The sequence below is a fragment of the Paraburkholderia sp. SECH4 genome, assembly GCF_030511745.1.
In the GTDB taxonomy this organism is placed as follows: domain Bacteria; phylum Pseudomonadota; class Gammaproteobacteria; order Burkholderiales; family Burkholderiaceae; genus Paraburkholderia; species Paraburkholderia madseniana.
On sequence record NZ_JALOCP010000008.1, the window covers coordinates 209,343 to 222,643 of the forward strand.

Below are 13,301 nucleotides of genomic sequence, written 5' to 3' on the forward strand. Positions count from 1 at the left end.
CATGTCCTCCACTAGCGTAAAAACCGTGTGCCCCTACTGCGGCGTTGGCTGCGGAATGGTGCTGCACGTCGAGGACGGGCAGGTCGTCAAGATCTCCGGCGATAAAGAGCATCCGGCCAACTTCGGGCGGCTCTGCACGAAGGGCCAGTCGGCGCACGTCGCGTTGCGCAAGTCGGGTCGTCTGGAAGGCGCGTTCGTGCGTCATGCACGCGACCAGGATCCGACGCCGCTGCCGATGGCGCAGGCGATCAGCACCACGGCGGCACGCTTGCGCGGCCTGCTCGACGCACATGGACCGGACGCGCTTTCGTTCTACGTATCGGGACAGATGTCGATCGAGGCGCAGTACCTCGTCAACAAGCTCGCCAAGGGCTTTGTCGGTACCAACAACATCGAATCGAATTCGCGTCTGTGTATGGCGAGCGCAGGCAGCGGCTACAAGCTTTCGCTCGGCGCGGACGGCCCGCCGGGATCGTACGAAGACATCGATCATGCCGACCTGTTCTTCGTGATCGGCGCGAATATGGCCGACTGTCACCCGATTCTGTTCCTGCGCATGATGGATCGCGTGAAGGCGGGCGCGAAACTGATCGTCGTCGATCCGCGTCGCAATACGACGGCTGACAAGGCCGATCTCTTTCTGCAGATCAAGCCGGGCACCGATCTGGCGTTGCTGAACGGCTTGCTGCATTTGCTGCATGAAAACGGCCACACGGATGCGGCTTTTATTGCGGACTTCACCGAAGGCTGGGACGGAATGCCCGCTTTCCTCGCGGACTACACGCCGGAAAATGTGTCGGCGATTACCGGTCTTTCTGTAGAAAACATCCGTCAGGCCGCGCAAATGATCGGCGCCGCGCCGGAGTGGATCAGTTGTTGGACCATGGGCCTGAATCAAAGCACGCATGGCACGTGGCACACGAATGCGATCTGCAATCTGCATCTGGCGACGGGCAAGATCTGCCGCCGTGGCAGTGGACCGTTCTCGCTGACCGGGCAGCCCAATGCGATGGGCGGCCGAGAAATGGGGTACATGGGGCCCGGTTTGCCGGGGCAACGTTCCGTGCTGGTCGAAGAAGACCGCGTGTTTATCGAAGATCTGTGGGGCATTCCGAAGGGTACGCTGAAGACTGAAGTGGGCAATGGCACGATCGATATGTTCACTCGCATGGCTGCGGGCGAGATCAAGGCGTGCTGGATCATCTGCACGAATCCGGTGGCGAGCGTTGCGAACCGTCAGAACGCGATCGCTGGTTTGCGCGCGGCCGAGCTCGTGATTTCACAGGATGCCTTCCTCGACACCGAGACCAACCGTTACGCCGATGTGCTGTTGCCCGGCGCGCTGTGGGCTGAAGCCGAAGGCGTGATGATCAACTCCGAGCGCAACCTGACGCTGATGCGAAAGGGCATCGAACCGCCGGGCGCTGCGTTGGCGGATTGGCAGATCATCGCGCGTGTCGCGTGTGAAATGGGTTTCGCCGATGCGTTTGCCTATGCGAGCGCCGAGGAAGTGTTCGCAGAGATCACCCGTGCATCGAATCCGAAAACGGGTTACGACCTGCGCGGCGCGAGCTATCGCCGTCTGATGGAAACACCGCTGCAATGGCCGCTTGCTTCCGACGGCGCAGCAGACCGCAATCCCATTCGCTACATCAACGACGGCGTCAGCCAGACGCTGAAGGAACGGCCCGACGGCAGCCTTCCGCGGCTCGTGTTCCCGACCGCAAGCGGCAAAGCGGTGTTCTTTGCCCGCGCCTTTGCAGCCCCGGCCGAATTGCCCGATCGGGAATTTCCGATCGTGTTAAACACGGGCCGCTTGCAGCATCAATGGCACACCATGACCAAGACCGGCAAGGTCGCGATGCTCAACAAGCTGAACCCGGGCCCGTTCGTCGAGATTCATCCCGAAGACGCTGCCACGCTTGGCATCAAGGCAAAAGATCCAGTTGAAATCCGTTCGCGCCGCGGACGTGCCGTGTTGCCGGCGGTCGTCACGGAGCGCGTGCAAGCAGGGAACTGCTTCGCGCCGATGCACTGGAACGACGTCTTCGGCGACGACCTGTGCATCAACGCCGTCACCAGCGATGCAATCGATCCGATCTCGCAGCAACCCGAACTCAAGTTCTGTGCGGTCGCGCTGAGCCCGGTTGCGCTCGACGTCATCGAGCCGGTTTCGAATGCGGATGACGAGACGCTCATCGATGCGCCTGCCGCTGCAGTCGACCCGGCGACAGCAAGTGCTATATCGGCGAACACCGAGGAACTGGAAATGCCCCGCATCAATGCATTGACTAGCCTGTTGCAGCTTCCGCAGACACTCGCGCCTTCGTTCACGGAAACCGAGCGGGCGTATCTGGCCGGTTTCGTCAGTGGCCTGCGTTCGGCTGAACGACAGGGCATCGACAGCGTGCCGGTCCTTCCGGCAGGCGCGCCGTTCGGTCCGGTGAACCGCTTGTATGTGGACGGTTTGCTGGCCGGACTCTATAGCCGCAGCGGAACCCATGCGGCCGCGCCGGCAGGTGCGCTTGCCGCACCGCATTCTGAAGCGGCGCATGCGTCCAGTGTGCGCATCTTGCGCGTGCGGCCCAAAGTGACCTTGCTGTGGGCCTCGCAAACCGGCAACACGGAATCGCTGACCGAGCGTTATGCCACGCGTCTGATGGAGTCGGGCTTCGAAATCCGCACGTCGTGTATGGCGGACTATCAGGTGTCGGCGCTCGCGAAAGCGCAATACGTGCTGCTGATGTCGAGCACCTTCGGCGACGGCGATCCGCCTGATAACGCGCAAGGTTTCTGGTCCCAACTCGCCAGCGACGCAGCGCCTCGTCTCGAAGGTCTGCGCTACGCGGTGCTCGCGCTGGGCGATCGCAACTACGATCAATTTTGCGGTCACGGCCGCCGTCTGGATGAACGTCTCGCTGCGCAAGGCGCGGTGCGTCTGATGGATCGCGTCGACTGCGACAGCGAGTATCAGGAGAATGCCGACGCGTTGCTCGAAAGCATCATCCTGCGCATCAAGGAAGAAGATGCCGCGCTGCACGCAGTGCCGCCGGGCGGCATGATCAATGCCGTGGTGCCCGGCGCCGTGCCGACCAAAACGCGTCCGGCCGCCTCGCGGCTCGTCAGGAACCTGCAACTGAACAAGCAGGGCGCAGCCAAGGATACGCGCTACTTCTCCTTGAGCACGGGCGACTCGGGCCTCGAATACGAAGCCGGCGATGCGCTGGGCGTATGGCCGAGCAATTGTCCTGAACTGGTAGACGAATTGATCAGCCTGAGCGGCCTGAGCGCCGACGCCGCGGTCAATGTGTCCGGTGTGGGCGACATGCGCCTCGCCGACGCGCTCGGCAAGCACTACGAAATCGCGCGCCCCAGCCCTGACTCACTGGCATTCATCGCTGCCCGAAGCAGCAACGGTGCATTGCGCGATCTGTTGACGCCGGCATGCAAATCCGATCTCAAACAATGGTTGTGGGGCCAACAACTCGCCGACGTACTCCACGAATTTCCCGTGGACCTGACGGCCACCGAATTGACCGGCATGCTCAAGCGCCTGCAGCCGCGTTTGTATTCGATTGCGTCGAGTCCGAAAGCACATCCTGGCGAAGTTCATCTGACGGTTGCTGCGGTTCGCTATAGCAATGGCCGCCGCCATCGCAAGGGCGTGTCGTCGACGTTCCTCGCGGACCGCGCCGGCGACGTGAATGTGCCGGTATTCGTGCAGAAATCCGCACACTTTCGGCCTCCTCATAGTTCTGACACACCGATCATCATGGTCGGTCCGGGAACCGGCGTTGCACCGTTTCGCGGCTTTCTGCACGAGCGGCGTGCACGCGGCGACAAGGGACGCAACTGGCTGTTCTTCGGCGAGCAACATGCGGCCACCGATTTCTACTATCGCGACGAACTGGAAGCGATGCGTGACAGCGGTGTGCTGACCCGGCTCGACGTCGCTTTCTCGCGCGATCAAACGGAAAAGATCTATGTACAGGACCGCATGCGCGAGCAGGGTGCGCAACTGTGGGAATGGCTCGAAGAAGGTGCGCATTTCTACGTTTGCGGCGACGCAAACCGGATGGCACGAGACGTCGACGCGACGCTCAGGCATGTGGTCGCTCAGCACGGTGGCATGAGCGAAGAAAAAGCCGCCGAGTATGTGGGGCGTTTAGCGCAAGAAAAGCGCTATGCACGCGACGTTTATTGATTTTTGAATCGGCCGGCACGGTCGCGGCATCACAGTTTCAAAGAGTACGCAGTCAAGCTTCAGAAGCAGAGTCCGGATGGCATGAAGGTTGCATGTTCAGACCGGTATTCAACATCGTGACCGTTCCGGTGCGCAGTGATTCAGCGCAAAGTACCAGCGCCGCGCACCAGGTTAGCAAACAATCAGCATATTTGAGGATGCCGAATGAAAAACGTGATGAGCTCCCTAAAGAGTGGGGACTGGCGCGCACTAGTGGCGTGTTTTCTCTATTTCGACACCGGCTTCACCGTTTGGGTGTTGTACGGGCCGCTCGCGCCGTTCATCAGCAAGAGCGTTGCAATGACGCCTGCGCAGCAAGGTTTGCTGGTCGCCGTGCCGGTGCTGTCGGCAGCGATCCTGCGCGTGACGCTCGGTAATCTCTATCAATCCGCGCATGGCAAGCGCATCGCGCTGATGGGCGTATTGCTGTCGGCGGTGCCGACGATCGTGCTGCCGTTGTTGCCGTTCGTGCCGTCGTACACCTTGCTGCTGGTGCTCGGCGTGTTCCTCGGCGTGGGTGGGGCGAGCTTCGCGGTGGCGCTGCCGATGGCCGGCAGCAACTATCCGCCGAAGGTGCAGGGTCTGGTGCTGGGTCTGGCCGCAGCCGGCAACATCGGCGCGGTGCTCGACGGCTTCCTGTTCCCGCAACTGGCGACGCACTACGGCTGGCAAATGGCGACCGCAGGCGCACTCCCGTTGCTCGCGATTGCCGCGATCACGCTGTACTTCTGGGCCAACGATTCCGGTATCAAATCCGGCAGTGTGCTGCGCGCATTCGGCAGCTTCGCGGTGACGCTCGTCGGTTTGATCGTGCTCGTGCTGCTGGTCGAAGCGGGCGTGTTCGGCTCCGGCAAGACCGGTGTGCTGCTGTTGCCGGTGATCGGTGCGCTGCTGGCGATCGCGGTGCTGCCCAAGCGCTATCGCTCGGTACTGTCTGAGCGCGACACGTGGGCGATCATGCTGGTGTACAGCATCACGTTCGGGGGGTTTGTCGGCATGTCTTCGTATGTTTCGCTGCTGCTGACCAACCTGTATCAGCTGTCGAAGATCGACGCGGGCCTGTTCATGGCGCTGCTTGCCGCAACCGGCGCGATCGTGCGGCCGCTCGGCGGCCTGATCGCCGACAAGGTGTCGGGTGTTCGCGCGTTGACCTTCCTGCTGGCGGTCATTTCGCTGTGCGACTTCGTTTTTGCTGCCGCGATGCCGTCGATGGTGGGCGGGATTGTGCTGCTGCTGTGCCTGTACGTGGCCTTCGGTCTTGGCAATGGCGCGACCTTCCAGTTGGTGCCGCATCGCTGGGCCGGCCGCACCGGTTTGATGTCGGGCATCGTCGGCGCCGCGGGCGGCATCGGTGGATTCTATCTGCCGGTCGTGATGGGCATCGCGAAGGAAAGCACGGGCAGCTATCAGATGGGCTTCGCGACCTTCGGCGCGCTGGCGGCTTGCGCGTTCCTCGCGATCGTCGCGCTGCGCCGTCCGTGGATGGCGTGGTCGATGCACAGCAATGTGATGCACGTGCACGCAACGGAGTAATGCAATTCGGTATCCACACCGCTGCGTGTCTGCCGATGGCGGTCACGCGGCGCGGATGCCGGTCAGAGCGAAGAGGTCAATCGAATCATAAGCAGATGACATGAGCATCACGAAAGATCGGGTTCAAGCACCGCCGTCCGAAGCGGACGTCTCCAGCGAGGTATTGAGCTCGTTGATCAACATGGCGGGCCGTCAACGGATGCTGTCGCAGCGCATCGCGTTGCAGTCGATGTTGGCGTTTCAACAGTTCGACGGTGCGATGGTGATCGCGCGGGAGACCTTGCGTACGTTTTCAGACAGCCACACGGCGCTGGTGCAAGGCCGCGACGGCTTGCCCGGACTGTTCTCGCCGGCGTTGCGCGAAGCTTTTCACGGCAGCGGGAACGTTGCGAAGAAGATCACGGACTTTATCGCGCTGGCCTCGGTGGCGTTGGAAGCGATCGAACGCGGCTCGCCGCGCGCCAATGAAGCACTGAACGCGTTGATCGGTTCCGTCGATCCGTTGCTGACGCATCTGCACACCGTGACCGCTGTCTACGAGCAGGAAAGCCGGCGCATTGCGCGGGCGCAGAAGAAGGGCCAGCAGGATCTCATCGAGCGGATCAAAGCGATCGCAAAGGAAGCACATATTGTCTCGTTCAACGGCCAGATCGTGGCGAGCCGCTCGAATGTGACTGGCCGGGAGTTCGCCGTGATAGCGGGCGTGATGACTTCCATCACCAAGGAACTTGAGGCTGTGGTGAGCGCGTTTGTGCAGAAGACTTCGGCGGGATAAGCAAGCGCCTGTGGCGACCTGTTTGGCTGTCCCTCAGTGGAAAAGCAGGGTGCCACCTGAGAATATGCAGGCAGATACTTGCATGTCGTCGGTTGCGAGCCTAATATGCAGTCAGGAGGCTGCATATATGACAATCTCATCTGACACACCCAATAACGCGTCGACTGACCGCATCGAAAAACAGATCCTGCTGAAGGCACCGCGCTCGCGAGTGTGGCGCGCGTTGTCCAACGCCGAGGAATTCGGCAAATGGTTTTGCGTGGATTTCAGCGGCAAACAGTTTGCCGCCGGTCAATCCGTGCAAGGCAACATCACCTATCCCGGATACGAGCATCTCGTCATGGACGTGCTGGTCGAGCGCGTCGAGCCGGAACATCTTCTGTCTTTTCGCTGGCATCCGGCCGCGGTCGATGTGTCGGTCGACTACTCGCCCGAGCCCACCACGCTGGTCGTATTCGAGCTGAGCGAGGTCGATTCGGGCACGTTGCTTCGGGTGGTCGAATCGGGCTTCGATCAAATTCCCGCCGCACGTCGCGAGGAAGCGTTCCGCATGAATAGCGGCGGGTGGGAAGAGCAGTTGATCAACATCGAAAAGCATGTCGCCAAGGGATAAGCCGCCTGTGGGCAATGCGCGAGTGAAGGCGGCCATGCTGCGAAGTTCCGCGCAGATTTTTGCGGCGCTCGGCGACGAAACGCGACTGCGTCTGATCGCCGTGTTGTGCGCGGGCAGTGCGATGTCGATTGCGCAGTTGACCGCCGGCACGGAGATGACGCGGCAGTCGATCACGCAACATTTGCAGGTGCTTGCCAATGCGGGCCTCGTGCGCGACGTCAAGGTGGGCCGTGAGCGCTTATGGGCGTTCGAACCGGCGCACCTCGAAGAAGCGCGGCGAGCGCTCGAAGCGATCTCGCAGCAGTGGGATCACGCGTTGCTGAGGTTGAAGGCGGCGGTGGAGGGGGATTGATGCCGTTGGCGGTCGCCCGCGTTCAGAAAATCAGAATGTATACGGAACGTGAACATCGCCAAAAATTGAACACCTGTGGCCTGGAGCCGCTCACAGCGCGGCTCCAGCGCAGCAATCCCCTAACCCTCAGAACTTGTGCCGCAGCGCGAGCCGCACAGCCACCTGATTCCCCGTCGACGACGGCGCCTGCACACCCGGAATGAACGCGTTGTCGAGAATCGAATTGGTCGAGTCGCCAGCGACCTTCTGATACTCACCCTGCACATAAACGTCCGTGCGTTTGGACAGGTTGTAATCCGCCATCACACCGACCGAGTGAATCTTCGGCTTCACGTTGCCAGTCGACGCATCGTAGTTCTCCATCGTGTACACATACTGCGCGCCGATAAAGAAGGCCGGCGTGAACTGGTATTTGCCGTTCACTTCGAAGTTCTGGTACTTCAGCGTATTCAGGCTGACACCCGATGCCGCCAACGGGATGCCGATATAGCCGTTGCCGGTCGGGTCCTTATAGTTGGAGTTGGTGTAAGCAAAACCGGCGGTCGCCGAACCGAACGTGTAGTTGATGCCGGCGCCGAACACCCGCATGCGTCCGGCGATGAAGCTCGCGTCGTTCGCGGTGATCGCGCCGGTCGAGCCTGCGCCCGGATTGTTCGCCTGCAGGTACGCGGCTGCAATCAGCAGGCCGCCGTTCGCGTACTGGCCACCGAAGCTATAGGCGCGGTTGTTCGCGAAGTTCGTGTCGTTGCTGAAGCTGTACACGCCGCCGAACTGGAAGCCCGCGATTTCCGGGCTCGCGTACTTCACGCTGTTGCCGAGACGGAACGAGTTGTCCGTATTGTCGTTGTCGTACGGATGCGCAAACAGGTAGCCGGCCCAGTTGCCGTTGGCGGTGGTTTGCGCGAGGTAGTCGACCACCGAGTCGTACTGGCGCCCGAGCGTGACCGTGCCGAACCGGTTGTCGCTCAAGCCCACATAGGCCTGGCGGCCGAACATGCGGCCGCCCTGGTTAAGCCGCCCCGAGCTTACGTCGAAGCCGTTTTCCAGCTGAAACACGGCCTTCATGCCGCCGCCCAGATCTTCCGAACCCTTCATGCCCCAGCGGCTGCCTTGCGCATAGCCGCTCGCCATTTCCCAGACCGCGCCGCGCCCGGCGTTGTTGGTGTAATCAATGCCTTCATCGAGCACGCCGTACAGGGTCACGCTGCTTTGCGCGAAGGCGGACGGGGCCGCCAGCGAGGTGAGTGCCGTGAAGGCGGCGGTGGCGATGACATTCTTTTTCATTGTGAACTCCAGACGTTGGTAATGAGTGACCCCAGTGGTTCGAAACGGGGTTCGACCGCTTGCAAAGGCCGCTGCTTTTGGCAAAGCCCGGATTCTGCTATTCGGGATGGGATTCGCGTATGAGGCACATCCCTGGATAAACGTGATTTTTTCGAATGTTTGTCCCGCGAATTATTCGCTTGTGGCGCGCCGTGCCGGAGAGAAAAATTCCGTTCATGCACCTTTGGCATGAAGGCGATAGCCGAAGGCAATGCACCACCGCACCAGATTTTCAGGAGACGACATGCGACTCGATCGGAATTTTGCTAACGGCTGCTTTATCGACGCGGCAAGCGACGAGCTCATCGCCGTCACCAACCCCGCCACCGAAGCCGTGATTGCCCACGTCACGGGCGCCACCGAAGCCGAGGCTATCGCCGCAGTCGACGCCGCAGCCGCCGCCCAGAAGGGCTGGCGCAAGCTGCCTTCGGCCGAGCGCGCGGTCTATCTGCACAAGCTCGCCGACGCGCTCACCGAATGCGCGCCTGCCATAGGCGCGGCGCTCGCGCTGGAGTCGGGCAAGAGCGTCGCCGACGCCACCAGCGAAGCGATCTACGCCGGCCAGATCACCCGCTACCACGCCGAATGGGCGCGCCGCATCGAAGGCGAGGTGATTCCGAGCGACACGCCCGACGAAAACCTCGTGCTGCATCGCGAGCCGATCGGCGTGGTCGCGTGTCTGATCCCATTCAATTACCCGGTCTATACGTTCATGCGCAAGGTGGCGCCCGCGCTAATCGCCGGCAATACCGTGGTGGTGCGCCCGAGCAACAACACGCCGACATCGGCGTTCGAGATCGCAAGAGCGGTTGAGAAGGCAGGGTTGCCGGCCGGCGTCGTGAACATTCTCGCGATGAATCACGCAACCGCCGAAGCGCTTTGCACGCATCCGAAGGTCGGCATGATCACGCTGACCGGCAGCGTCGGCGCGGGCCGCAAGGTGCTCGAATACTGCAAGACGAACATCGCCAAGCCGTCGCTCGAACTGGGCGGCAAGACGCCCGCGATCATCGAGGCAGATGCCGATCTGGAGAAGGCCGCGCGCGATCTGGTCGCATCCAAAACCACTCACTGCGGGCAGCTTTGCACGGCGATCGAACGCGTCTACGTGCAGGAAACCGTGCATGACCGTTTCGTCGCGCTGCTGAAGAAGCACATGAGCGCGGTGGAAAGCGGCGATCGCAGCGAACAGCCGTCGCTGATGGGGCCGCTTGTCAACGACGCGTCGCGCCAGTCGATTCACGGCATGGTCGAACGCGCGCTCGCCGCGGGCGCCACGCTCGAAACCGGCGGCAGGCTGCCGCAAGGCAAGGGCTTCTTCTATCCGGCCACGTTGCTGTCGAACTGCCGTCAGAACATGGAAATCATCCAGGAAGAAACCTTCGGTCCGATCATGCCGGTCGTCAAATACCGCACGCTCGACGAAGCGCTGGAAATGGCCAACGACCATCAGTTTGGTTTGTCGTCGGTGCTCTATACCGAGAACTACCGCAGTGCGATGAAGGTCGCCAACGGCATCGAGGCAGGCGAGTTGTATGTGAACCGTACGCCGGCCGATCCGTATCAAGGTTTCCATGCGGGCTGGAAACGCTCGGGTCTCGGCGGCGACGACGGCAAGCACGGCATGCTCGAATTCACGCAGACCCGTCTCGTAGTCATGAAGTACTAAAGCAGAAAAGCTGAAACCGGCGCGTGCCGTGCGATTCGGAGTAGACGGCACGCGTCGCCTTGAAACCCGTAGAAACGCAGCAAGTCCGCTGCACTTATAAAAATATTTGAAGACCCGGCGGCCCGGTGAACCGGCGCCGTGTCTTCCAGGAGCGCTCACGTGTCATCTCAGCCCGTTCAAACCACCGCTGCGCTCGTCTCAAGCGCCGCGGAAACCGCATTGCAAGCCAACAAGGCTCAACGCTACATCCAGCTCATGTTGCTGGTCGTGGCGGCCGGCGCGATTTACCCGATTCTGTATCTGCGGCAGGTCTATCAGCCGACGATGCTCGAAGTGTTCCACATCACCGATAGTCAACTCGGCTATCTGTATTCGTCGCTCGGCACGATCTTTCTGCTGAGTTACTTGCCGAGCGGCTGGCTCGCCGACCGGATCGCGCCGCGCCTCCTGATCTGCTTTTCGCTGATCGCAACCGGCGTGCTCGGCCTGTGGTATTCGACCGCGCCGTCGTTCCAGATGCTGATGCTGATCTTCGGCGGTTGGGGTTTGACGACTGGATTGACCTTCTGGGCTGCCGTCATCAAGCGAGTGACGATGATCGCCGGCACGCACGAGCAGGGCCGTTTCTTCGGTTTGCTCGACGGCGGACGCGGCCTGATCGAAGCGATGCTCGCGACCATCGCGATCACGCTGTTCGCGTGGTTCACGCAGACCAAGGGCGAACCGGTAGCGGCTGGTTTCAAGCTGGTCGTCTACATGTACGCGTTTCTGTGCATCGCACTTGGCGTGGTGCTTGCGCTTGTTAAAGATAAGCAAGGCGCTAAAGACGCTGCCGCCAACCGTGCCACGAAAAAACGCAGCAACGTGCTGGTCGATCTGAAAACGCTCGCGTCGATTCCTGAGTTATGGCTGGTCGCGGCTATCGTGTTCTGCGGTTACCAGGTGTTCTGGGCGACTTACAGCTTCTCCGCGTATCTGCACGAAGGCGAGATCGGCTTGACAGTGGTGATGGCCGGCACGATCACTACGCTCAAGCTGTGGATGCGCCCGATCGGCGGCATCGGTGGCGGCTTTCTCGGCGACCGTTATTCGAAGGTCTCTGTGCTGGTGATCGCGCTCTTTCTCGCTGCATTGTCGTTGCTGGGTTTGATGGCGGCGCCGCGTATCTCGAGCCATGTGCTGCTGGTGTTCCTCGTGCTGTTCATCGGCATTCTGACTTACGCGATTCGCGGGCTGTACTGGTCGCTGCTGGATCGCTGCAATATCCCGGTCGAAACGATGGGCCTCGCCATCGGCCTGATCTCTGTACTCGGCTATTCGCCCGACGTGTTCCTGCCGTTGATCAACGGCTATCTGACGCAGAACTTCCCGGGCGTCTTCGGTTACCAGCTTTACTTCGGCTATGTGGCCGGAATGGCGGCGCTCGGCGGCTTCGCCGGCCTGGCGCTGAGGAACATGCTTAACAAAAAAGGGGTTGCGTAAATGAAAGTCGTCTCGCTCGAAACGCATATCGTTGCCGTACCACCGCCGCACGTGGGCGGCATGTACTGGATCTTCGTCAAGCTCAAGACCGATTGCGGTATTGAAGGCGTCGGCGAAATCTATTCGGCGACGTTCCATCCGAAAGCGATGACCCACATCATCGACGATGTATTCGGCCGCTATCTGCTCGATAAGGATCCGCACCATATCGAGCGGCTCTGGCGCGAAGCGTATTCGAGCGGCTTCACGCAACGCCCCGATCTCACGATGATGGGCGTGGTGAGCGGGCTGGAAATGGCGTGCTGGGACATTATCGGCAAGGCGGCGAACAAGCCGGTGTACGAGCTGCTGGGCGGCATGGTGAACCAGCGTCTGCGCTCGTACACCTACCTGTATCCGAAGAACAGTCGCGGCGAATACGACTACGACGATCCCGATCTCGCCGCCGAATGCGCGGTTGAAAACGTCAAGCGTGGCTTCACCGCGGTGAAGTTCGATCCGGCGGGGCCGTATACGGCTTACTCGGGCCATCAACTGTCGATGGAAGTGCTCGACCGTTGCGAGACCTTCTGCCGCCGTGTGCGCGAGGCTGTCGGCAGCAAGGCCGATCTGTTATTCGGCACGCACGGGCAGATGGTGCCGTCCTCGGCAATCCGGCTCGCCAAACGGCTCGAGAAATACGATCCGTTGTGGTTTGAAGAACCGGTGCCGCCGGGGCAGGAAGGCGCGATGGCGCAAGTCGCGCAGCACACGAGCATTCCGATTGCCGCGGGCGAGCGCCTGACCACCAAGTATGAATTCTTCAAGCTGCTCGAAGCGGGCGCGGCGTCGATCCTGCAACTGAACGTGGCGCGTGTGGGCGGCCTGCTCGAAGCGAAGAAAGTCGCGGCGATCGCCGAGGTGTATTACGCGCAGATCGCACCGCATCTGTACAACGGTCCGATCGGTGCGGCCGCCAGCATTCAGCTCGCAGCCTGCACACCGAATTTCCTGATTCAGGAAAGCATCGGTACGTGGGACGGCTTTCATGCGGCCGTGTTGAAGAAGCCGATTCAATGGGAAGACGGCTACATCATTCCGTCGCAGGAACCGGGCTTGGGCGTGGAGTTGAACATGGACGTCGTTCGGCAGCACACGCCGTACACCGGGGAGCGTCTGCATCTGCAGATGGCAGCACAACCTGCCGACGTGAAGGATCTCGCGCCGGCCAAGGGTTGAGCCCGGCTTGAAGCTGCCGGGTTTCAACCTGCGGGTTTCAGGCTGTGGGTTTCAAGCTGTTTTACGCATTCAATGGATTGGGCGCCCTCAGGC

At 61.2% G+C, this 13,301-nt stretch carries 9 protein-coding genes; 8 read left to right on the forward strand and 1 reads right to left on the reverse strand.

What is annotated here, in order from left to right; genetic code table 11:
• Position 1 precedes the first annotated feature (1 nt).
• The 5 genes from M0D67_RS14315 (at position 2) to M0D67_RS14335 (ending at position 7,516) form a co-directional block, all read left to right on the forward strand.
• Complete coding sequence (locus M0D67_RS14315; protein WP_266238957.1) at positions 2–4,204, forward strand: bifunctional nitrate reductase/sulfite reductase flavoprotein subunit alpha; 4,203 nt, start codon at positions 2–4, stop codon at positions 4,202–4,204.
• A gap of 204 nt (positions 4,205–4,408) precedes the next feature.
• On the forward strand, positions 4,409–5,776 hold the full coding sequence (locus M0D67_RS14320) for an MFS transporter (protein WP_154559294.1): 1,368 nt from the start codon (positions 4,409–4,411) through the stop codon (positions 5,774–5,776).
• Between the two features lie 100 nt (positions 5,777–5,876).
• On the forward strand, positions 5,877–6,551 hold the full coding sequence (locus tag M0D67_RS14325) for a type IV pili methyl-accepting chemotaxis transducer N-terminal domain-containing protein (protein ID WP_266238958.1): 675 nt from the start codon (positions 5,877–5,879) through the stop codon (positions 6,549–6,551).
• Positions 6,552–6,678: 127 nt separating this feature from the next.
• Positions 6,679–7,164, forward strand: a complete 486-nt coding sequence (locus M0D67_RS14330; protein WP_171925684.1) for an SRPBCC family protein — start codon at positions 6,679–6,681, stop codon at positions 7,162–7,164.
• 34 nt (positions 7,165–7,198) lie between these two features.
• Positions 7,199–7,516: a helix-turn-helix transcriptional regulator gene (locus M0D67_RS14335; RefSeq protein ID WP_233468738.1), complete on the forward strand. Its 318-nt coding sequence runs from the start codon at positions 7,199–7,201 to the stop codon at positions 7,514–7,516.
• Between the two features lie 126 nt (positions 7,517–7,642).
• Here M0D67_RS14335 and M0D67_RS14340 read toward each other — a convergent pair whose 3' ends face one another.
• Positions 7,643–8,800 (reverse strand): porin, encoded by a 1,158-nt coding sequence (locus M0D67_RS14340; RefSeq protein WP_233468737.1) that lies wholly within the window; start codon positions 8,798–8,800, stop codon positions 7,643–7,645.
• A gap of 283 nt (positions 8,801–9,083) precedes the next feature.
• Here M0D67_RS14340 and aldA point away from each other — a divergent pair, with 283 nt between their 5' ends.
• The 3 genes from aldA (at position 9,084) to M0D67_RS14355 (ending at position 13,208) form a co-directional block, all read left to right on the forward strand.
• Positions 9,084–10,508 (forward strand): aldehyde dehydrogenase, encoded by a 1,425-nt coding sequence (gene aldA, locus M0D67_RS14345; RefSeq protein ID WP_154559299.1) that lies wholly within the window; start codon positions 9,084–9,086, stop codon positions 10,506–10,508.
• 159 nt (positions 10,509–10,667) lie between these two features.
• Positions 10,668–11,990 (forward strand): nitrate/nitrite transporter, encoded by a 1,323-nt coding sequence (locus tag M0D67_RS14350; RefSeq protein ID WP_171925681.1) that lies wholly within the window; start codon positions 10,668–10,670, stop codon positions 11,988–11,990.
• The gene (locus M0D67_RS14355; protein ID WP_154559300.1) at positions 11,991–13,208 is read left to right on the forward strand and encodes a mandelate racemase/muconate lactonizing enzyme family protein; all 1,218 of its coding nucleotides are present in this window, start codon (positions 11,991–11,993) and stop codon (positions 13,206–13,208) included.
• The last annotated feature ends 93 nt before the right edge of the window (positions 13,209–13,301 follow it).